Source organism: Sphingobacterium bovisgrunnientis (assembly GCF_009829085.1).
GTDB lineage: Bacteria > Bacteroidota > Bacteroidia > Sphingobacteriales > Sphingobacteriaceae > Sphingobacterium > Sphingobacterium bovisgrunnientis.
On record NZ_WUQY01000021.1, the window covers coordinates 33,739 to 57,227 of the forward strand.

19 protein-coding genes are annotated in these 23,489 nt (G+C 36.7%); 6 read left to right on the forward strand and 13 right to left on the reverse strand.

Annotated features, from left to right (window positions below):
• The first annotated feature begins 267 nt into the window (after positions 1–267).
• From sov to GOQ16_RS11000, 3 genes are all read left to right on the forward strand, one after another.
• The gene (gene sov, locus GOQ16_RS10990; RefSeq protein WP_160069324.1) at positions 268–7,221 is read left to right on the forward strand and encodes a T9SS outer membrane translocon Sov/SprA; all 6,954 of its coding nucleotides are present in this window, start codon (positions 268–270) and stop codon (positions 7,219–7,221) included.
• A gap of 68 nt (positions 7,222–7,289) precedes the next feature.
• Positions 7,290–7,760: a free L-methionine (R)-S-oxide reductase MsrC gene (locus tag GOQ16_RS10995; RefSeq protein ID WP_160069325.1), complete on the forward strand. Its 471-nt coding sequence runs from the start codon at positions 7,290–7,292 to the stop codon at positions 7,758–7,760.
• A 31-nt stretch (positions 7,761–7,791) separates the two neighbouring features.
• Complete coding sequence (locus GOQ16_RS11000) at positions 7,792–8,607, forward strand: hypothetical protein (protein ID WP_160069326.1); 816 nt, start codon at positions 7,792–7,794, stop codon at positions 8,605–8,607.
• Positions 8,608–8,611: 4 nt separating this feature from the next.
• Here the strand turns inward: GOQ16_RS11000 and GOQ16_RS11005 are convergent, their stop codons facing one another.
• The 11 genes from GOQ16_RS11005 to GOQ16_RS11055 form a co-directional block, all read right to left on the reverse strand.
• Positions 8,612–9,511: a WD40 repeat domain-containing protein gene (locus GOQ16_RS11005; RefSeq protein ID WP_160069327.1), complete on the reverse strand. Its 900-nt coding sequence runs from the start codon at positions 9,509–9,511 to the stop codon at positions 8,612–8,614.
• A gap of 64 nt (positions 9,512–9,575) precedes the next feature.
• Positions 9,576–10,160, reverse strand: coding sequence for a bifunctional phosphoribosyl-AMP cyclohydrolase/phosphoribosyl-ATP diphosphatase HisIE (hisIE, locus tag GOQ16_RS11010; RefSeq protein WP_160069328.1), 585 nt, complete (start codon positions 10,158–10,160; stop codon positions 9,576–9,578).
• A 42-nt stretch (positions 10,161–10,202) separates the two neighbouring features.
• A complete protein-coding gene (gene hisF, locus GOQ16_RS11015; RefSeq protein ID WP_160069329.1) occupies positions 10,203–10,955 on the reverse strand; it encodes an imidazole glycerol phosphate synthase subunit HisF in 753 nt (250 codons plus the stop codon).
• A 1-nt stretch (position 10,956) separates the two neighbouring features.
• Entirely contained in the window at positions 10,957–11,709 is a 753-nt protein-coding gene (locus tag GOQ16_RS11020) for a 1-(5-phosphoribosyl)-5-[(5-phosphoribosylamino)methylideneamino]imidazole-4-carboxamide isomerase (RefSeq protein WP_149912467.1), read from the reverse strand.
• An 18-nt stretch (positions 11,710–11,727) separates the two neighbouring features.
• Positions 11,728–12,318, reverse strand: coding sequence for an imidazole glycerol phosphate synthase subunit HisH (gene hisH / locus GOQ16_RS11025; protein ID WP_160069330.1), 591 nt, complete (start codon positions 12,316–12,318; stop codon positions 11,728–11,730).
• Between the two features lie 82 nt (positions 12,319–12,400).
• Positions 12,401–13,540, reverse strand: coding sequence for a bifunctional histidinol-phosphatase/imidazoleglycerol-phosphate dehydratase HisB (gene hisB, locus GOQ16_RS11030; RefSeq protein ID WP_160069331.1), 1,140 nt, complete (start codon positions 13,538–13,540; stop codon positions 12,401–12,403).
• Positions 13,541–13,547: 7 nt separating this feature from the next.
• Positions 13,548–14,600, reverse strand: coding sequence for a histidinol-phosphate transaminase (gene hisC / locus GOQ16_RS11035; protein WP_160069332.1), 1,053 nt, complete (start codon positions 14,598–14,600; stop codon positions 13,548–13,550).
• A gap of 54 nt (positions 14,601–14,654) precedes the next feature.
• Entirely contained in the window at positions 14,655–15,566 is a 912-nt protein-coding gene (locus GOQ16_RS11040; protein ID WP_160069333.1) for a ribonuclease Z, read from the reverse strand.
• A 6-nt stretch (positions 15,567–15,572) separates the two neighbouring features.
• On the reverse strand, positions 15,573–15,944 hold the full coding sequence (locus GOQ16_RS11045; RefSeq protein ID WP_160069334.1) for an STAS domain-containing protein: 372 nt from the start codon (positions 15,942–15,944) through the stop codon (positions 15,573–15,575).
• 19 nt (positions 15,945–15,963) lie between these two features.
• The gene (locus GOQ16_RS11050; protein WP_160069335.1) at positions 15,964–16,908 is read right to left on the reverse strand and encodes a phosphoribosylaminoimidazolesuccinocarboxamide synthase; all 945 of its coding nucleotides are present in this window, start codon (positions 16,906–16,908) and stop codon (positions 15,964–15,966) included.
• A 35-nt stretch (positions 16,909–16,943) separates the two neighbouring features.
• Positions 16,944–17,921: a PhoH family protein gene (locus tag GOQ16_RS11055; protein ID WP_160069336.1), complete on the reverse strand. Its 978-nt coding sequence runs from the start codon at positions 17,919–17,921 to the stop codon at positions 16,944–16,946.
• Between the two features lie 246 nt (positions 17,922–18,167).
• On the opposite strand from GOQ16_RS11055, the gene GOQ16_RS11060 reads away from it, so the two are divergent.
• Positions 18,168–18,950 carry an SAM hydrolase/SAM-dependent halogenase family protein gene (locus GOQ16_RS11060; protein ID WP_160069337.1) on the forward strand — a complete coding sequence of 261 codons (783 nt, stop codon included), beginning with the start codon at positions 18,168–18,170 and terminating at the stop codon, positions 18,948–18,950.
• Between the two features lies 1 nt (position 18,951).
• Here the strand turns inward: GOQ16_RS11060 and GOQ16_RS11065 are convergent, their stop codons facing one another.
• Positions 18,952–19,584, reverse strand: coding sequence for a hypothetical protein (locus GOQ16_RS11065; protein ID WP_160069338.1), 633 nt, complete (start codon positions 19,582–19,584; stop codon positions 18,952–18,954).
• Between the two features lies 1 nt (position 19,585).
• Positions 19,586–20,833: an LVIVD repeat-containing protein gene (locus GOQ16_RS11070; protein ID WP_160069339.1), complete on the reverse strand. Its 1,248-nt coding sequence runs from the start codon at positions 20,831–20,833 to the stop codon at positions 19,586–19,588.
• A 115-nt stretch (positions 20,834–20,948) separates the two neighbouring features.
• On the opposite strand from GOQ16_RS11070, the gene GOQ16_RS11075 reads away from it, so the two are divergent.
• Together GOQ16_RS11075 and GOQ16_RS11080 are read left to right on the forward strand one after the other, a co-directional pair.
• Entirely contained in the window at positions 20,949–21,500 is a 552-nt protein-coding gene (locus tag GOQ16_RS11075) for a hypothetical protein (RefSeq protein ID WP_160069340.1), read from the forward strand.
• Positions 21,501–21,561: 61 nt separating this feature from the next.
• Entirely contained in the window at positions 21,562–23,400 is a 1,839-nt protein-coding gene (locus GOQ16_RS11080) for an ABC transporter ATP-binding protein (RefSeq protein WP_160069341.1), read from the forward strand.
• Positions 23,401–23,489 lie beyond the last annotated feature (89 nt).

The window sequence follows — 23,489 nt, forward strand, 5'->3', positions numbered from 1 at the left end:
TTGAAATATTCCAATTACTAGACGCTCCTACTCTCATCTAAAATCAAAAGGTAGTATTTATAACCATACTTCAACAAAATCATTTCAAGTACAAGCAGGATAAATCACAAACTAGTGTTATCCCATTATTCTTTTTAGGAAGAAGACAAAACCTTATTTTGCAAAATACTTTGGGAGGATTTTGTAAAGCTTTGTTATTCTTAAAAGAAATCGTATACTTATAAGTAAATAATACACAACGTATAGCTCTAACCAGCACTAACCTAGATGAATCTTAGATTCTTTAACCTGATTTTGGTGTTTCTTATGCTCTCTATTCCTAGTGAGGCACAGTCACTATGGTCTTTAGGAGATTCCTTAAGAATATCTTGGTATGATTTACATAAAGCTAAAACCCTTAAGAGCTATTTCCAGAAACAACGACAAGACCCATCCAATTTTAAATTTGAATCTGGTTATGATCCGTCCACCCAATTATTTACCATTCAAAATATATTAAACAACGGAAGCAACATTCAACACGACCTGAATCGTACACAATATGTCACGCAAACTAATCGGTTAGCGGTAAAACGAAATTGGAATAATCCAACTATACACACGCAGACAAGGAAGGATAGCAATTTTATTCAACCTATTATTATCAATAGTCCTGTTTTTGAACGAATTTTCGGGGGTAATAAAATTGAAATAACTCCAAAAGGTAGCGTCGATGTATCCATCATGGCACAGCGAAATACCAACGAAAATCCATTGCTAAATGAACGTCACCGCAAACTTTGGGGATTAGATTTTGATCAAAATTTCAACTTAAATCTCGTTGGAAAAATTGGTGAACGTGGAAGTGTATTGGCAAATTTTAGCTCGGATGCAGAGTTTGATTTTGAAAATCAAATCAAGTTCGATTATGTGGGTAAGCAAGATGACATTTTACAGCGATTAGAAATTGGTAATGTCAATTTTGTCACACGGTCGCAATTGATGGGAAGTACAGAAGCACTCTTTGGTATCAAAACACAATTGCAAATCGGCAAAGTAAACTTTACTGGGGTACTTTCTCAAAAGCGATCTGATCACCAAGAGATTATCATTTCGAATGCAAAGGCAAAACGCGAACTCAACATTCCACTCAGTAATTACGAAGCCAATCAGCATTATTTCGTAGCGCAATATTTTCGCGAAAACTACAACAAAAGCTTACAAACCGTACCATTAATTAATTCACCGATTCAAATAACCGCCATCGAAGTTTGGTTAAGTAATCGCACAAATAAAACAGAAGGTGCGCGAGATATTCTAGCTTTATTAGATTTGGCGGAGAAAAACACGTATAATCCCAACATAACAGGAAATAAAACAGCTCTCTATCCGCACACGAAACTAACAAATGGGAATAATATCAGTAGCTCCAATAATCTTTTAGAATTTCTCGGTGAAAATGGTCGTAACCCGAATAGTAATTTTGTTCAGTCCTTTTTTGCTAATGCTGGAGACACTGATAATTATGCTAAATTGAGCGCAGCCCGAAAACTGCTTGAAGGACAGGATTTCACAGTACATCGGCGGTTGGGGTATATATCCTTAAGTTTTCCCTTACACGAAGATCAAGTGCTAGCCGTTTCTTATAGGTACATCGCTAATGGAGTAGAATATCAAGTGGGCGAATTATCAACCGACGTGCCTTTTGATGCGACATCGCCAAAAATGCTCTATACCAAATTGCTGAAAAATGAAATCGTAAACACGAGTCTTCCTAATTGGGATCTGATGATGAAAAATATCTATACTCTCGGGGGAAACAATTTCAGTGAGCAGGATATACAACTTCAGATAGTAAGAACAGATACACGAAATGCGACCGAAAACCCTATACTTTTTGAAGGACAACAAACAGCCAATCAATCCTGGTTACAATTAACAGGTCTGGATCGACTTGCACAAAATAACGCGGCAAGTGCAGATGGACTCTTGGATTTTATTGACGGAATTACCATTGACAATGTGCGCGGTAAATTGATATTTCCAGTTGTCGAACCTTTCGGAAAAGACCTAGAAGGGAAATTTTCAACCACAGAATCAGATCTAAAAGAAAAATACAGCTTTCCAGAGCTCTATCATTTACAGCAAGTCGAAGCAAAACAGAAGTACAGCAACAAAGATAGGTATCGACTTCGTGGCTCAGTCCAATCAAATAGTGCGTCTGAATACCAATTGGGAATATTTGACCTAAACCCCAATACCGTAAAAGTCTATTCGGGGGGGATCATGCTCCAAGAAAATGTAGATTATTCCATTGATTACGAATCTGGGACTTTGCGAATTTTAAATCCTGCATTGTCACTTTCAAATAACACCTTAAAAGTATCAATTGAAGACAATTCAATTTTTGGCGCGCAGCAGAAAACCTTTATTGGAGGTCGAATAGATTATGCTGCGAATGAAAAACTATTGTTGGGAGCGACATTTATGAAATTGAATGAACGTCCTTTCTCAGAAAAAGATTTTGTCGGTTCAGAATCCATTTCCAACACAATGATTGGCGCAGACATCAACTATACAACCAAGTTCACTTGGCTAACGCGTATGGTTGACAAACTGCCATTTATCAAGACAAATGAAGAATCTACAATTAATTTTTATGGCGAAATAGCACATTCAAAACCTGGCTACGCGAAAGCATTGAATACCGAAAATGACAGCCGTGGTGTAGCTTATTTAGATGATTTCGAACATAATTTTAGTTTTATCAATATCAAAAACCAACAGGGATGGCAAATTTCAAGTACACCACAACTATTTCCTGAACACACATTAAGTAATGACCTGGCTTACGGATATAACAGAGCGCAGTTTGCTTTTTATAATATTGACCCTATATTTTACCAATCTTCGAGCTTGAATCCCAATATCGATGCGAAGTTTTTGACAGATCACCGTACGAGACGCGTGACTGAACAAGAAGTTTTTCCTTTCAAAGAAATCAAAACGGGAACAGACGCCTTCTTGCCGACCTTAGATTTAGCTTTCTATCCAATGCTACGTGGACCCTATAACTTTAGCACAAGCTCAATTGACTCGGAAGGGAAGTTATTGCAACCCAAACAACGCTGGGGCGGGATGTTTAAGAAATTGGAGCAAACAGATTTTGAAACCAACAATATCGAATACCTCGAAATGTGGATGATGGATCCGACGCTGACAAATCCCAATCTCGCAGAAGGCGATATCTACATCAATTTGGGGAATATTTCGGAAGATATTCTCAAGGACGGACGGAAATCAATGGAAAATGCGATACCGGCAAATGGTGATAAATCAGGTATGGACAAGACCTCTTGGGGTTATGCGAGCCGTTTGCAACCAATCAACACAGTTTTTGAAAATTCAGACGAAAGTCGCAAAAATCAAGATTTAGGCTTGGATGGTCTTTCGAATGATGAAGAAGCCGAGTTTTACAGCATATATCTGAATCAAATGCGTAACATTTTGTCACCAGACGCTTACGCAAATATAGCAGCAGATCCCGCAGGAGACGATTACAACTATTACCGCAGTGCGAATTTTGGTAAGGATCAAGGAATACTGAAGCGGTATCAATACACAAACGGTACGGAAGGAAACTCGAAAACACAAAACCAATCACTAGCAGAGTATGGTGTCGAAAATGGAGCTCGCTCCTTACTGCCGGATGCCGAAGACATCAGCCGAGATAACAGTATGAATGAATCGCACAATTATTACCAATATCGGATCTCGCTTAGACCACAAGATATGTTGATTGGCTCGAATTATATTGTGGACGAACACACCACCCAAGCAGTTGTATTGAACAGAAAAAAAGATGTAAAATGGTATAAATTACGTATTCCTGTTCGGGATTTTGAAAGCAAATATGGTAATATCAACGACTTTAAATCGATACGATTTATACGACTTTTTCTTACTAATTTTTCGGATACTACTGTACTGCGTTTTGCGCAAATGCAATTTGTAAAAAGCAATTGGCGACAGTATAATCCCGAAAACTCCTCCCAATGGACCATTGCAGATCCAAATATAGGGTTGAATCCCCCAGCCGATCAATCCAATATAGAAATCGCAAACGTAAATATTGAAGAAAACGGAAAACGAACGCCAATTCCTTATGTCGTACCGCCAAACATCAATCGTCAAGTCGATTATTCAAATAATAATCTCGACGTGCAACTCAATGAACAATCCCTAAGTTTGAAAATAAAAAACTTGAAAGATGGCTATGGTCGTGCAGCTTTCAAAAATGCTTCATATGACCTCAGACCTTATGGCAACATTGAGTTTTTTGTTCATGCAGAAGGCGAAACCTTGCGCGATGATCACGCACACGCTTTCATTCGATTAGGCACAGATGATCAGCAGCACTATTACCAATATGAATCTGCATTAAAAGTAACACCAGCAGGTAGTAGCTCTCCTCAAATCATTTGGCCTGCCGAAAATAATATAGTAGTCAATTTGAATGCCCTTCGTGACGCGAAAATGGCTCGAGATAAAGCGTTCAAAAATGCTGCTCCTTGGCCACTTGACGAACCTTTTGAATACAGCGATGGAAAAAATATTATCACAATCAAAGGCGCACCAGATTTGTCCAAAATTCGATTTTATATGTTAGGCATTAAAAATCCTTTGCAAAATAGAGATTCGGGTAATAGCGTTGACAACGGTAATGAGATTGGTGGTGAATTTTGGTTTAATGAGCTACGGGTTACACATTTTGAAAATAAAAGCAGATGGGCAGCAACGGGTCAGTTACACGTGAAACTGGCGGATTTAGCCAATATATCCCTTTCGGGAACCAAAATGTCAGCTGGATTTGGCGATATTTCGCAACGTATTTCAGAACAAAATAGAACTGAACGACTTTCTTTAGATTTTATGGCTAATGCCGAATTGGGCAAATTTATCGATCCCAAACACGCTATTACTATTCCGCTCTATTTCAATTTTTCCAAACAAATCGGCACGCCAGAATATAATCCCTTCCAAGGCGACATTTTACTTAAGGAAACCTTAAAAGATCTTTCTGAATATGGAAAAGATTCGTTGATGCAAATTATTCAAGATTATACCTTCCGTAAAAACTTTAGTATTGTTAATGCGCGTAAAATATTCCGATCTACGGAAAAGCAATTGAAGCCTTGGAATATAGAGAATTTTGCTCTTTCCTATATTTACAATGAATACGAACACCGCGACTTATATACGAGTAATTCAATGCAGAAAAATTATAGAGGTTCGCTAGATTATACTTTCAATAATCCATCCGTCACTTTCCGAGAACCTTTCAAAAAGAGTAATCTGTTTAAATCCCTTAATTATAATTTGATACCTTCCTTACTCAGTTTCCGCATGGAAGTCAATCGAATATATCAAGAAAATACATTTCGGGATAATGCTTCAAACAATGTCTTGCCCACCTATTACAATAAAAACTTCAATACAAATCGCATTTACGGCATCAGTTGGGATTTGACGAAGTCGTTGCGTGTGGATTTCAACGCAACCAATTATGCCATCATTGACGAGCCTAACGGTCGAATTGATGGCGCACGCAAAGATACCTTATGGAATAATTTTTGGCGAATGGGAAGAAATATGGACTACAACCATATGCTCAATTTCACGTACAGCTTACCATTAAACAAAATCCCATATTTGGAATGGCTTAATGTTACTACACGCTATGGAAGCCAATTTAATTGGCAAAGCGAACCTTTAAATCTTCTTAAGAATGAAAGTATTAATTTGGGAAATAGCATTCAAAATAACCGAACTATACAAATAAACCCATCTCTAAATTTTAGCAGTCTTTACAATAAATTCAGTTTCTATCGCAATAATACTGGACCAACGAATCAAAATTTGATATCATTTTTCGTACGAATGTTGACGGGAATTAGAAGTGTGAATGCCGCATATACACGCGTGGAAGGAACGTATTTGCCAGGCTATATGCCAAATTCGAATATTCTGGGGCATAGTTTCAAACAAAATGCACCGGGATGGGATTTTATTTTGGGCGCACAAGTGGATATGTTGAATCGTGCGCAAAGTAACCAATGGTTGTCTACGGATAGTCTTCAGAACAATGCATATACTAGGTCGTATTCTGAAAATCTATCTGCAATAGCACACACAGAGCCGATAAAAGGTTTGCGACTCGATTTTACATCAACTAAAATTGATAATAGAAATAGTCTATTACCATTGCAAGCTTTGGGAAATCAAACTTTTCACGAAACCGGAAGTTATGCTGTTTCACAAATTGGCATCAAAACCTCCTTCAAAAATTCACTTTCCTTGTTACAAGAATTTGAGAAAAATAAGCAATTGGTTTCTGAATTGCTGGGTAATCTTAACCCCAATTCATCGGGAAGAGATGCTATTTTTTTTGCCGATGGCTACAATGAAAACCAACAGGATGTGATAGTTAATGCTTTCCTAAAAACTTTTCTTAATAAAGATTTTAAGCTTAACAAAACGAATAAACCGACTTTCCCATTGCCGAATTGGCGACTCAATTATTCAGCACTGGCACAGCTTTTAGGTATTGAAGATTTTATCCGTTCGATTAATATCAATCATAATTACCAATCTACGTACAGCATTTCCAATTATTTTTCTAATCTGCAGTATGCATTGGAAGAAAATTTCCTGTATGTGCGCGACCAAAACAATAACTTCATTCCGCAATACCAATACAGTCAATTGACCTTAACTGATCGTTTCCTACCATTAATAGGGCTAGATTTGAGATTTGACAATAATATGAGCGTGACGACGGAATATAGAAAATCACGCGATTTAGCATTGAGTTTAGAAAATAGCCATCTATCGACCATGCATGAACAGTCTTACATTGCGGGATTTGGCTACAGAAAACTTAATGCACGTTTGCCTTTTGGACTATTCGCTTCGCGGAATTGGAAGAGTGATCTTAACGTGCGGATGGATTTAGCATGGAATGACAGAAAAATACAAATGTACCGAACAGGTGTAAATTATGAAGAAATAACCGGAGGTAACAAAAATATAACACTAAATCCTTCCGTGGATTTCACAATCAATAGATTCTACAACATCCGATTGTTTTACAACTCTAATGCAACACGCCCTTATACATCACAAACTTTTGCTTCTTCTTACACGTATTTTGGCTTCACATTTAAATTATTATTTCAATAAAAATTCCCAAATTTGCTTAACAAAATTGCGGTTGACGAAGTTTTGTACATACTTATGAAAAACAGCACATGGCAGAAGATTTAAAAATAATTGCAGGAGAAAGAGAAGAGCAATACAAGAGTCTAGTTCCACAGATTAAAGGACTTTTGACGGGCGAAACAGATTTAATAGCCAACCTAGCAAATATCAGTGCCGCATTGAAAGAGCAGTTCAACTTTTTTTGGGTAGGCTTTTATTTAATCAAAGACAATGAATTAGTTTTAGGACCATTTCAAGGACCTGTCGCATGTACAAGAATAGCGTACAATCGTGGAGTCTGTGGCACCGCTTGGGCAAAAGAAGAAACACTTATTGTTCCTGACGTGGAAGAATTTCCAGGTCATATCGCGTGTAGTTCACTTTCTAAATCAGAGATTGTCCTCCCATTATATGTCGACAATAAATTAGTAGGTGTATTAGATGTAGATAGTGAACATATCAATCATTTTACAGCAGTAGATGAGAAATATCTGAAAGAAATATTATCTTTAATAAACTAATCCATATCTACATTACTCTTATTAACCAAGGATGAAAAGTGCACATCAATTAGCTTTTCTAAATCTGTTGTTTATAATTATAAATTCGTTTTGGATTATTATTGTAGACGACAAAAAAATATATGGGCTACCCATATACGATACCTTTTTTGATAATTGGTCATTTCTGACACCACATGTTGCGACATTTAACATTTGGAAAATCATTATTGTTACCTTAGTCTTTACAGCTGTGTTGTACTGCATTGTCCTCAAGAGAGAATATGCAGAAGATATACCATTAGCTCAGAAAATCGAAGAGGCTGGTAATTTGATGATATTGAATCAGCTATTACTTGGAATCAGCATGGTGCTCAAGGTGAATAATTATTTGATTGTCGCTTATATTTTTACCATCGCAACCTATTATACGCTCCATAAACTAAATATTATTTTCCGTATACGTGATCACAAAAACCCATCTTTCGTACATGTCTTCACACGTACGTCTTTAGGACTTTATAGCGGTTGGTTTGTTTATTTATTGGGCTTTAATGGAATCCCTACACTAAGTTCTATGTTCAATGAAAGAGCTGATCATCCTGTATTTTTCTATGTAGCTATTTTATTTCTTATTGGAAGTTTTTGTTTTACGTTGTACAAATCATTTGTGTGTAATCTACCGGCGATCATAGTAGGGTATACCGCTGGCATCTTGGGCTCCTACTATTACAATGTTAGTCAAGGTAAAGAAGACGTTTATTATATTATTATGCGCTATAGCTTTTTGACACTATTGATTTTAGCGATATTGACGATATTTTATCTGCTATTCAAGCGAAGAAAAATACTTATGTCTCTTGAATAGAAAATTAATAACTGATTTTCCAGACTTTCACCATTTTGTCGTCACCAGCGGTGCATAAAAATTGTTGAGCAGCACTATAAACAACAGAGTTTATAGACAAATGATGCGAATCAATACCTCTGTCACGCGAAACATTCTTCTGCAATTTGAGTTCAGTATCCCAAATCTTTATCGTCTTATCTCTACTTACACTCGCGAAATAGGAATTTCCCAAAGACACTATGCCATAAACTGTAAACATATGCGGTGTGACTTCTGCAAGCACAGAAAGATCTGTAATTGATAATTTGTACATTTTGGCATCTCTTCCTCCCGAAATCAAATGACCATCGACGAATGACAAACTGGTCACAGACTGCGTATGAACCTTAGTCGATTGCAACGTATGGTAATCTCTAATATCCAATAGATGAACGAAACCATTTTTATCACCAACAGCCATTAGATGTTTATCTTCATCTATTTCTAAACTTCTAACCGTTGTATTGGTGATTTGAAAAGAATAAAGCAATTCAAAATTTTCTAAATTCCAAACATAAGCTTTTCCATATTCATCGATTGCCAGCAACTCATTCTTAGATAGAATTGCTTTAACAACAAAAGCCGCTCCTTTTTCAACTGCTAATTTCGCAACCAATTCAGGTTCTGATTTCCGAATAACCAAGATACCACCTGTTCGCAATGTTGCGACTAACAAATCTTTCTCCGCAATATAGCACAAGTTATAAACCGATGATGGGACTGTACACAAAACACGTTTGAACTTCAATGTATTCAAATCCCATTCTACAATCCCTTTATCATTCCCTGCTGAATACAACAAACCATTTTGATCATCCACAGTTAAGGTATAAATAGGATTTTGATGTCCAATCAACGTATTTTCTAATGTAACTTCTATCATATCAATAAAAAAAGTGCCATACGAAGATACGGCACTTTTGTAAGAATATTATCGTAAGAATGTCTTACTGATGTCTACTTTCTAAATTTTTAGCAATTGTCTCTAAGGTAAGCCCCTTTTCACGTAATAACACAATCAAGTGAAATAACAAATCCGAAGCCTCGTTAATCAAATCCGTTTCAGTTTCAGCTAAAGCAGCGATAACTGTCTCCACTCCTTCTTCACCTACTTTTTGCGCAATCTTATTCAGTCCTCTTTGACGTAAACGATTCACGTAAGACTCTTCCGAAGGATGCTCAAAACGATGGTTTACGATACGCTCTAACTCCAACAAAAAGTTTTGATTAAATTCTGTATTAAAACAACTGCGAGAGCCTGTATGACAAGTAGGGCCAACTGGCTCTGCTTTGATTAAAATCGTGTCTTTATCACAATCAATATGATAGCTTTTTACATGCAAAAAGTTACCACTCTCCTCGCCTTTTGTCCACAATCTATCCTTGGTTCTGGAGAAAAACGTAACTTTCTTTTCTTGTTGTGTCTTTTGCCAAGCCTCATCATTCATGTAGCCTAACATCAACACTTCTAATGTTTGAAAATCTTGGACAATTACTGGAACTAATCCATTCCCTTTTTCAAAATCTATCATAGCTTTATTTATATTTCGCCCCTTTCCAAGAGCTTATTTCGATTATCTGACGATAATACCGTTTTTACGTAATGTTTCTTTCAAATCTGGAATCAAAATCTCACCGTAATGAAATACGGAAGCCGCCAAAGCAGCATCCACATTTGCCTGTTGAAATGTATCCACAAAATGCTGTTGATTTCCTGCTCCGCCCGAAGCTATCAATGGAATATTGATTGTATCGTTGATTTTCCTTAACAATCCATTATCAAATCCATTCTTCGTGCCATCATGATCCATCGAAGTCAACAAGATTTCGCCAGCACCACGACTTTCAGCTTCTTTAATCCAATTTTCTGTTTCGATATCCGTTTTATCACGACCACCACGCAGATGCACATAGTTTTTGCCATCTACTAAACGTGTATCTACCGCAACAACCACGAACTGTGTACCGAAAGTTTTCGCTAAATCATCAATCAATTGAGGATTGCGAACCGCAGCCGAATTAATTGAAATTTTGTCTGCACCACTATTCAACAAGATTTCAGCATCGCGCATTTCATTTATTCCACCACCAATAGTGAAAGGAATATTCACTTGACGTGCAACCGCTTTGACCAAATCAATAGTAGTTTTACGCTTTTCGTGTGTAGCCGTGATATCCAAAAACACCAATTCATCAGCGCCTTGTTCCGAATATTGCCAAGCCAATTCCACAGGATCACCCGCGTCCCGCAAGTCCACAAAATTGACGCCCTTTACCGTGCGTCCATCTTTGACATCCAAACAAGGAATGATACGTTTTGCTAGCATCTTAGAATTTAATTAATGATTTCAAATTCCAATCTTTGATCTCTTCAATTGAAATTTTATTTTCATAAATCGCTTTTCCTACAACGACAGATTCAATACGACCTAAATCGTTCAAATCTTCGATATCTTTCATCGAAGAAATACCACCAGAACCGATTAATTTGATGATTGGCGAGTGATCTAACAATTTTTTGTACAATTCCACACCTGCACCACCTAATTTTCCGTCTTTAGAAATATCAGTACACAAGAAACGGAAAAATCCTAGAGCTAGACATTTATCAATGTACTCTACTAATTTGATAGGTGAACTTTCTAACCAACCTGAATATTTGATAACCTCATCCAATACATCAATCGCAATAACGATGTGATCTGCATATTTTACAGGACCTTGGTTCAATGTTGCTAATTCTTCTAAGAAAGAAGGATTTGTAATCGCTTGCGTACCGACGATAACGCGGTAAACACCAGCATCTACCAGTTCTTTTACTTTCTCAATACTGCGTACACCACCACCGTATTGTACTTTCATATCCGTTTTTTGGATAATTTCGAAAAGGTATTCTTGATTCGAAAAATCACCTTTAGCACCGTTCAAATCTATGATATGCACCATTTCGGTACCATTAGCATAGTAATTTTTGATTTGGTCTTCTAAAGAGATATCGTAAGTCGTCACATCTTGATAATTACCTTCTCTAAGACGTACTACCTTTTTGTCTAAAACATCAATCGCTGGAATGATATACATAGTAATATTTTTATTTAATTAAAATCTTGAAAAATTTAATAACAACTGCTCGCCAAATTTACCCGATTTCTCCGGGTGAAATTGTACGCCATAGAAGTTATTTTTTTGAAATGCTGCCGCAAAATCCAAATCATATGAACAAGTCGCCGCAACAATCGATTCTTCGCGCTCAATAAAATACGAGTGAACGAAGTAAAAGTAGCTATTATCTGCAATATCCGTGAAAAGCGGACTATTATTTTCCACTCGAACACTATTCCATCCCATATGCGGAACTTTAGAGCTTATTCTTTTGTCAAAATGTAACGTTTTAACAGGGAAAATGTGCAACATATCGGCATTTCCTTCTTCCGAGAAGGAAGTCATCAACTGCATACCCACACAAATACCTAGCACAGGCTTTTGCAACGCCAAAATAGTATCCACCAAACCTGTATCCTGCAACTTTTTCATCGCAGCACCAGCATGTCCCACACCTGGAATGATAATATGGCTATATTTATCGAAGTCCTCTTGAGTATTAATCATGCCATGCTCTACTTGGATTCTATCCAACGCCGCCGTCAATGAAAATATATTCCCCGCTCCGTAATTTACAATTCCAATCATATTATAGAGATCTTAGATATTAGTATTTAGTAGTTAGATGCGTAAAAAGTCTAAATACTAATATCTAAATACTGAAATACTATTATAACACTCCCTTCGTACTTGGCAACTGCATATTGTCTGCGTCGCGGCGTACAGCTTTTTTGATTGACTTCGCAAAAGCTTTGAAAATCGCTTCAATCTTGTGGTGCTCGTTATCGCCTTCGGCTTTGATATTCAAATTCGATTTGGAAGCATCAGAAAATGATTTGAAGAAATGGAAAAACATTTCCGTCGGCATATCTCCTATTTTCTCACGCTTGAATTCCGCATCCCACACAATCCAATTACGACCACCAAAATCCAAAGCTACTTGCGCCAAACAATCGTCCATTGGCAAAGTATACGAATAACGCTCAATACCACGTTTATCGCCTAAAACTTTTAAGAAAATTTCACCTAAAGCTATACCTGTATCTTCGATAGTATGATGCTCATCGATGTGCAAATCACCTTTTGCTTTTAGCGTTAGGTCAATCGCTCCGTGACGTGCAATTTGGTCAAGCATATGATCGAAGAACGGCAACCCTGTTTCTATTTCCGCTTTACCCGAGCCGTCCAAATTCAACTTGATATAAATATCGGTCTCATTAGTTTTACGGTGATGTTCACCAGTACGTGTTCCTAATTTCAAGAACTCGTATATTGCTTTCCAATCTGAAGTTTCCATACCTATTGCCTCTTGTGCAAATTCTACACCTTCAGTTTTTCCTAATTCATCGTTATTGCGCAACCAGATAGCTTTAGCGCCCAAATTTTGCGCCAATTTCACATCATTTACACGGTCACCAATCACGAAGGATTCAGCCAAGTTATATTTTGTAGCATCAAAATATTCACCCAACATACCAATTCCAGGCTTACGTGTTTCCGCATTTTCATGAGGAAAAGTGCGATCAATATGTTCTTTAGCAAAAGTAACACCTTCGCCTTCTAATACTTCAAGTATAAAATTGTGAACTGGCCAGAAGTTCGCCTCAGGATGTGAGTCTGTTCCCAAACCATCTTGATTCGACACCAATACCAATTCAAAATCTAGTTCTTTCGCAATACGTGGAAGGTATTGCAAAGCGCCAGGATAAAACTTCAATTTTGCAAAAGAATCTATTTGTTGGTCTTCTGGCTCTAGAATCAAAGTGCCATCACGATCTATAAATAAAACTCTTTTAATCAAATCTGCCATGTTTCGTTTATATATAAAATTGCTTAATAGCTTCTACTAATTTAATATTTTCTTCTGCCGTTCCGACTGTCACACGTAGACAACCTTCGCATAATTCTACTTTCGATCGGTCACGTACGATAATTCCTTGATTGACCAAGAAATTATACAATTCACGTGGCTCTTCTAATTTTGCTAAAATAAAGTTAGCGTCCGAAGGTGTGATGTGATGAACTTGTTCAATCTGAGACAAAGCTGCAGCTAATTTCTCACGTTCTTCGACTGTTTCTTTGATCCAAGAATTTACCTGTTCCACATTCCCTAAAGCTTCCAAAACTAAGTCCTGCGTTGCTTGATTGATATTATAAGGCGGTTTTATTTTGTTGAAAACAGCGATGATCTCTTTGCTCGAAAATGCCATTCCTAAACGTAAAGCAGCTAATCCCCATGCTTTAGACAAAGTCTGAAGAATTACTAAATTAGGGAACTCATTCAGTTCTTGTGTGAACGAACGTTGTTTCGAAAAGTTGATATATGCTTCGTCAATCACCACAATACCATCAAAATTTGTCAACACCGTTTCGATATCTTGACGACGAATACTATTTCCTGTTGGATTATTGGGCGAACAAATAAAAATCAATTTTGTATTTGCATCGATCGCTGCCGCAATTCCATCCAAATTCAATTGATAATCTGTAGTCAAATTCACTTTACGAATTTCTACATCATTGATATTCGCAGACACTTCGTACATACCATAAGTCGGCGGAACCAATATTACATTGTCCACTCCCGGTTTACAAAATGCTCTGTACAAGATATCAATCGCCTCGTCACTACCATTTCCTAAAAAAATATTTTCTGCCGGAATTCCCTTTATAGCAGATAGTTTGTCTTTAACTTGATGCTGTAATGGGTCAGGATAGCGATTGTAATGATGCGGTAATGGTGAACCAAATGAATTTTCATTCGCATCCAACAATACCGAAGCTTCTCCTTTGAACTCATCACGAGCGGAAGAATAAGGGACCAACTTTTTAATGTTGTCCCGTAAAAGATTTTCTAAGTTAAAAGACATAATTAGAGCCTGTTAAAATTAAGGCGTAAATATGAGGAAAATTATACAAAAACACTAGACATTATACCATTTTCCTTCAAAAGACAACTCAGAATTGAAAAATTCTAATTTTGCTTCTTCAACTAAAGGATTCAATTCACGGTATCGTGCTGAATAATGCCCTAATAATAATTTTTTAGCGCCGACATGATTGGCTACTTGCGCAGCTTCAAGTGCTGTACTGTGCAAAGTTTCTATCGCTCGCTCCTTCATATCATGCATAAATGTGCTTTCATGATACAAAAGATCAACATTTTGAATACTGGATACATAAGACTCGAAAGCGCGTGTATCCGAACAGTATGCATAACTGCGAGAAGCCGGAGCTGGCTTGGTTAGTTCCGCTGCTTTATAAACTGTTCCATCCAAATCCACACAGTCCATACCGCGCTTTAATTGCTGTAAAAAGACTGTTGGAATATTTAATTTTTCGATTTTCTCTCGAATAATTGATGCATTTCGAGGCGCTTCATCGAATCGAAACCCAGTTGTAGGCACGCGATGGCGCAACGGAAATGATTTCACTGAAATAGAATTATTTTGAAAAATAACCTCTTCCTCATTCGAATTTGTCGGGTGAAAAATCAAATTAAATTGTAAAAAGGTTTCCGAGTATTTGAGTTGCAGATTGATAATTTCAATCAATGGTTCAGGACCATACAGATGAAGATCACTATGTCGACCATGCAGATTCATTGATGACAACAAACCGACTAAGCCCAAATAGTGATCTCCATGTAAATGACTGATAAAAATGTGTGATATTTTATTACTTTTCACACCATACCGATGCAATTGCATTTGCGTCCCTTCACCACAGTCAATCAGATATATTTGCTCATTGAAATTAATGATTTGGGCAGTTGGGTGACGATCATACATAGGCGTAGCCGAACTATTCCCCAAAATCAAAACTTCAAATTTCATATTACTTTATCCTCCTATTAAATCGCGCTGTAGCTCATTCCCAAAAATCCAATCCTCAGCAGCTGCCAATGATTTCAAGATTGTGAAATGCATATCCAAATGTAATACTTTCAGTGTTTGTTCCACCTGCGGATTGATATTAATTATTATAAAATCTCCGCCCGCCGCATTACAAAGGCGGTGTGCCAATAAGCCCATGCGTATGCCTTCTTCACTGATCTCTTTTACTTGATTAAGATCTAACACAATATTTCGTTGCCCAGCAGTATTTCGTAACATGAATTCTCCTTTTAAATAATTTGCGGCAGTTCCATCTATTACTTCACGCAAAGGTTCGATGACTACATAGCGTTCGTGCTTGTCAATTGTGTATTTCATAATCAAGATATTTATGTTTTTATAATTCCCTTAAAGCTTTGCTGATATTGCTTTCTACACGTGCTAACACTTCACCTTCAGCAGGATATTGAAATTTCTCACCTACGATATGCTCATACAACTCAATGTAACGCTCAGAAATAGATTTCACAATCTCTTCTGTCATTTCTGGAACTTGCTGTCCTTCTTTTCCTTGAAAACCATTTTCAATCAACCACTGACGTACAAATTCTTTTGAAAGCTGCTTTTGAGGCTCTCCATTGGCTTGTCTTTCTTCATATCCTTCTAGGTAGAAATAACGTGATGAATCTGGTGTGTGAATTTCATCCATCAAATAGATTTGTCCATCTTTCTTCCCAAACTCGTATTTCGTATCCACAAGTATCAGTCCTCTTTCCTTAGCAATTTCCGTACCTCTTTGGTATAATGCGTGCGCATATTTCTCTAATTGCTCATAATCTTCCTGACTCACAATACCCTTAGCAATAATATCTTCTTTAGAAATATCCTCATCATGCCCCACTGCTGCTTTTGTCGTAGGCGTAATAATCGGCTCTGGAAGCTTATCATTTTCTTTCAACCCTTCGGGCAAAGTAACACCACACAACTGACGACCGCCATCACGATATGTACGCCATGCATGACCAGACATATAACCGCGGATAACCATCTCCACTTTGAACGGCTTGCACATGTGCCCTACTGTAGCAGAAGGATCCGGCACAGCGATTACCCAATTTGGTAGAATATCCGCTGTAGCTTTCAAAAATTTTGCGGCGATTTGATTTAAAACTTGACCTTTATAAGGTATAGGCTCAGGCAACACTACATCAAAAGCCGAAATACGATCTGATGCTACCATTACCAGGTATTCGTTGTCAATAGTATATACATCTCTAACTTTACCTCTGTAAAAAGCAGTTTGTTTGTCAAACTTAAAATTCGTTTCTTTTATCGCACTCATACTATCAAAAATGGCACCGCAAGGTGCCTTATATATTAATTATTATTATTTAAATCTCCGTAAGCTTCTAAAATACGTTTAACCAATTTGTGACGTACGACATCGCTTCCTGTTAAGTAGACAATATCGATACCTTTTATACCATCTAAGATTTTAATCGCCGTAGCTAATCCCGATTGGTTTTTCTTTGGCAAATCTATTTGTGTCAAATCACCTGTCACAATAAACTTGGCAGTAGGCCCCATACGCGTCAAAAACATTTTCAGCTGCATATCGGTAGCATTCTGCGCCTCATCCAGTATCACAAAGCAATTGTCCAATGTACGACCACGCATAAATGCCAATGGCGCAACTTCAATAGTTCTATTTTCTAAATAGCCCTTTAATTTTTCAGCAGGAATCATATCATCCAAAGCATCGTACAAAGGTCTCAAATAAGGATCAACCTTCTCTTTCAAGTCTCCAGGAAGGAATCCCAAATTCTCACCAGCTTCTACCGCTGGACGGGTTAAGATAATGCGTTTGATTTCTTTGTTACGTAATGCACGAACAGCTAAAGCAACAGCCGTATATGTTTTGCCTGTACCAGCTGGCCCGATAGCAAATAAGATATCATTATTAGATATGCTATCTACCATTTTGCGCTGATTTGGTGTACGCGCGCGCACGATCAAACCGTTTGGACCATATACAATAGGCTCAGATTTCAACGCTGCAGAAGCATCTTGTTTTCCTGTGGCTGTCGAAGCATCACCTTTTGGTTTTACACCCAAAAGTTCTTCCAACTGCACAAGCTCAAGGTTGTCATACTTTGATACATGATCTAGGATTGTAGTAAATACGGACTCAAATAATTTTTGTTCCGTTTCTTCGCCCAAAACTTTTAGTTCTGTGCCACGAGCTATCAATCGTAATTTTGCAAATCTTTCTTTAATAGATTCAAAATTTTCATTGTCAGCTCCCCACAGCGACACTAAATTGACACCTTCTAAATTGATTATTAATTCACTCAAATTATTATATTTTTAGTGTTATGGCTTTATGGTAAAGAATTACTTCAATTTTCCCATAATCGATGTAATTTATCTTACTTACAAAAATACAAACTAATATTCTGACTCTCACCAATTCTAAAAAATATTCACTATTTTAAGCACAATTAAAGTATTAACAGAGGTAGTTTTTATACCTTTGTAGTCATTTTTAGAAATATTAAGGATATATAGTAGAGGCGTGTCTCTCGCGCACTAACAAACAGAATGAGTGTAATTACGTTAACAACTGATCTTGGGTATCGCGATTTTTATCAAGCGGCACTTAAAGGAAGCATTATTTCATTGCTTCCTGATGTCAAGTTAATTGATATCACGCATGAAATTCCATCTTTCAATATTCAAAATGCAGCATTCGTATTGCAGAATGCTTATCACTATTTCCCTAAAAATACCGTACACCTTATCGGTATTGATACCGTATTCCAAGAGGGAAGTCGCTATATTGCCATGAAATTCAATGGGCATTATTTCGTTGGTGCTGATAATGGAATATTCAGTATTCTTTTGGGCGAAAATAAGGCAGAACATCTTGTAGAAATTGAAATGATGCAAGATTTACGCTTTTTGCATTTTCCACTGGCAGACATCTTAGTCAAAGCTGCTTGTCATATTGCTGACGGCAAAGATATCTTGGAGTTGGGATCAGTGATTGATGCGCCACTTCAAAAAGTAACATTATTACCTATCATCGAAGGCAATATCATCAAAGGACACGTTTCTTACATCGACTCATTTGGTAATGTCATTAGTAACATAAGCAAAGACCTGTTTAATCAAGTGCAGAAAGGCCGTAATTTCATCTTGCACTTCAAACGTAATGAAACCATCAACAAGATGAGCTGGCATTACAATGAAGTTTCAGAAGGTGAAAAATTATGTCTTTTTGGAATTTCAAATTATCTGGAAATTGCCATCAACAAAGGGAACGCCAGTACACTGTTGGGGCTTCATCCCGATGAAACCATCATGGTGGAATTTATAGTTTAATTTAAAATCCAATTCCTAACATCACAGATAACCGATGCAAATTATATGTGCTTTCGGTATAATTATCATAGCCACTTAAGATTTCGTCATTTTTAACACTTGAAAAATCATTTGCCTCAAACATCCAACCGATATTGTTGAAATACATATTTTCAGTGAAACGTTGATATTTATACCCGAAAGATAAAGTAATATGTGATCTTTTCTCTTTACTTGTATACCACAATAAACCTATTTGCGGAGAAGCTAGTAACCCGCCTTTATATGATATTTTGGAATTTGTACTTTCTTCCGACTTATTTAAATTTACGCTATATCCTAAATCAAAAGCTCCATACAAGGATTTAGATTTATCTGGACATAGAATATATTTTGCTTGTGTAAATAAGGGTAAAGCCTTAAATGGATTACCTTCATTTTCATTAAATGTGTATTTTTCATACCCTACCCCAAGTCCTGCAGAAAATTTATTTGTATACTTCCATGCATTTAGTCCGCGAAAAGAAGGCCCTAGTTCCATAGTTGCGGGACCATAGGTCAATATTCCACCTTCGAGATGAGTAAACCTCTCAATTTGGCAATATGAAGTAGATATTGATAGTAAAAATGAGATTGTTATTAATATCTCTTTCATATTAATCTACAAGAGGTTTAACGGAAATACAGCTCAACAATTTCAACTTCGATTTGTCTGAATAATCGTATTGGCAAACTCCATTTTCACCTATGACAATCAAAGATTTTGGACCCGGAATCACATCTGTACTATTCAATTGTGCGAGATGCTCAAGGGGCATATCTCCTACTTTCGTTACATCCTTCGCATTAAAGCTTTTAAATCCAAACTGTCCTTCGCAGATATAAAGTACATCCCCCGCTAAGCCTAGACCATGTGGATTTTGCATTTGGAACGTTTTTAGAAGCTTTGGCTTTGTCAAATCTTTAATATCCACAACCTCCAAAACATTTACCTTGCCTGCACAAACAGCACCTGTACGTAAAGTTACAAAAGCATAATCATCATTCACCACGACAGGATCGCAAGCACGCACATGTTCATATCGTGACAATTTTTTAGGTTGAGCAGCATTGTCAATATTGTAAATATACATGCCTGAATTTGTACCTATAAACAAATTATTTTTATAAGGAAATATAGTTTCAATACCCCAACCCAGTTTAATATTTTTAGAAAACACAGGTTTAGTTTTATCTGAGACATCGAATAAATTTAAGGACGACTGATCGACAGCATATAAATGTTCATTAGCTAAAGTAAATCTTGCCATCGACCCACCTTGACCATAACTTCCTCCACCACTATAATTCAAATGATTTGAAGTTTCCGCATAGTAAGATACATATGGATTATATTTTCGAAAATCTTCTCTATTAATAACGGTGTCTACATAACCAACTACGACATCCTGCAAAGATTTTGTTTCATAATTGTACTGATATACGTTTTTAAACGTTTCTTCTATTCGATGTAATAAAGTAGGGTTTGCAGGATTTGACAAATCAAAAGTTAACAAATCAACATAACTATCCGCATAAAGAACATTGTCCTTCACAGCCATGTCTACATTACCAGGAATACTCAAAAAAGATAATGCAGTTGGATTAGCAGGATTTGCATTGTTAAAAATATGAATACCCTTCATCGGCTCATTTATAAATAAGAAGTCTTTAAAAATGTAAATCTTACCCGTTTGCTCTAATGGTTGAGGGGCCACTACCGAAGTCATTAACTTCCGCACGTTCGACATTTTTTCAAAAACTGGAAGTGTAGTTTTGAAATAAGTATTGCTTTCTACCTTGTCGCAACCCGACAACATGCAAAATACGACACCCAGAAACAAAAAAGATTTTATTAAATTCATAATTTGGTTGTTTAGTGCTAGTAAAACGGTTGTAATACTTTTCACGCTACAATTTCAAGTAAAATTAAACTTATTCGTCAAATCATCGTCTTAATCAACAAAAACATCAGTATACATGAAAAATTGGCTTATTGCACTATTATTACTTCTCAGCTTCACATACCCTATATATAGTTTTTCCCAAACACCTTTGGATACATCAAGTACATTCGAAGATCAGCGCAAACGCGTAAACAATCTTTTGAATGCACGAAATCAAAAATTCGGTGAATATGATGTTTCATTGCAACAGAAAACTGGAATTTTCGGTCTTTTTAAATCTAAGAATGATATGCAAAAATCCATAGACATCCTTAAGCAAATCGTCATCACAGACAATAATATTTTTGTGGAGACACGTAAACTTTTGGATTTAAAAGACAGTGAAAAAGAACGTTTTGAGCAATTAGCTACGGAATACGATCAACAAGTAACAGCTTACATGAAAACCATTTCTAAGCTGCAAAATGAAAATGATAAACTTCGCGAAACTATTAAAAAACTAGAAGAGGAAGACCACAGCAGCAGTACCTACATCTATCTTTTTAGTATATTAATTGTGGCGTTGATAGCAGCACTAATCTATCAATATAAGCTATTGAAATCTAAAAATGTGACGAAAGTCTGATAGCTACATAGGGGAATATATGTACATTTGTCGCCATTAAACAAGCATTGAGTTTACGATAATGGCTAGACAAAGACTGAATAGTGGCAATACCCAAGCTGAAGAATTACCAAAACCAAAGATTAACAAAGAACTTGTAAAAAAAGCTTTAGAAATATTTACGTATCTCAAGCCCTATAAATTCAAGTTTATAATCGGCATGGTCTTTTTGGTATTATCTAGCCTGACGATGTTGACATTCCCAGCTCTTTTGGGCGCTATGATCGATGCCGCTCAAGGCAAGCAAACTTATCCATGGCTTGAGCCAAGTATACTCTACATCGGATCAATATCAATTGCAATTTTATTCTTTCAGTCGGTAACATCATTTTTCCGTATTAGACTATTTGTCGAAATAGCTGAAAAAGCATTAGCCAATATTCGTCGCGACTCCTACCGTAAACTTATAACATTACCTGTTGATTTCTTCGCAAATCGCAGAGTAGGCGAATTAAATAGTAGACTTTCAGCTGATTTATCGCAAATTCAAGATACACTGACGACAACATTAGCCGAGATTATCAGACAAGCATTGAGTCTTTGTATTGGTGTATTATTGCTCGTGTGGGTTTCACCAAAATTAGCTTTAATGAATTTAAGTATTTTGCCAATTTTGGTGGTTACTGCTATTTTCTTCGGTAGATTTATTCGTAATCTTTCGCGTCAGACGCAAGATCAATTAGCGGATTCCAATAGCATTGTGCAAGAAACTTTATTGGGCATTTCTAATGTCAAAGCATTTGTAAATGAATATTACGAATCTCAACGCTACGGCAAAAAATTAGACAGTGTTGTAAAATTAGCCATCAAAGGCGCTACTTTCAGAGGTTTATTCGCTTCATTTATTATTTTCTGCATCTTTGGTGCTATCATAGCTGTTATTTGGTATGGCGCGACGCTAGTTGCTACAGGAGAAATTACGGTTGGAGATTTAACAACCTATATTCTGTATTCAATGTTTGTAGCTGGTTCTATGGGTAGCTTCCCTGAATTGTATGCCGGAATCCAAAAAGCATTGGGTGCGAGTGAGCGAGTAATTGAAATATTGAATGAACAAACAGAAAATATCACTGTTAGTGAACACAATAAAGAAATTAGCAATCCTATTGCTGGAAAATTGACCTTCTCCAATATTCAATTTGCTTACCCTTCAAGACCAGATATTGATATATTAAAAGATATTTCTTTTACGGCGAATGCAGGCGAAAAAATTGCTATTGTCGGCCCAAGTGGTGCTGGAAAATCCACTATTGCTTCCTTAATCTTACAATTCTACAACCCTTCTAAAGGTCAAATTTTATACGACGATATCGATTCATCTCATTATTCGCTTACAGATATTCGTAATCAAGTCGCGATTGTACCGCAAGATGTTCTTTTATTTGGAGGTACTATACGTGAAAATATTAATTATGGCCGTCTAGATGCTAATCCAAACAGTATTATCGAGGCTGCAAAACGTGCCAACGCACATGATTTTATTATGGGATTCCCTGAAGGTTATGATACAGTTGTTGGTGAACGCGGTGTCAAACTTTCGGGTGGCCAACGCCAACGCATTGCAATTGCCAGAGCATTGCTAAAGGATCCTTCTATCTTGATTTTAGATGAGGCTACTTCAGCCTTAGATTCCGAATCCGAACGCCTGGTTCAAGAAGCATTAGAAGAACTAATGAAAAATAGAACTTCTATCATCATTGCACACCGACTTTCGACTATTAAAAATGCCGATAAAATCGTTGTGGTAGAAAATGGTGTCGTGGCTGAATTTGGAAATCATGACGAATTAATCGCGACAGGATCAGGACTATATCACCATTTATATACATTGCAATCCACACAAAGAACTGTTGAAAGTTAAATTTTGTTAATACTATTTTGTCAAAACTTTTTGGAATGATGGTTGTTCTATTAAAACACTAAATAAGTAGTTATATTTATATACAATCA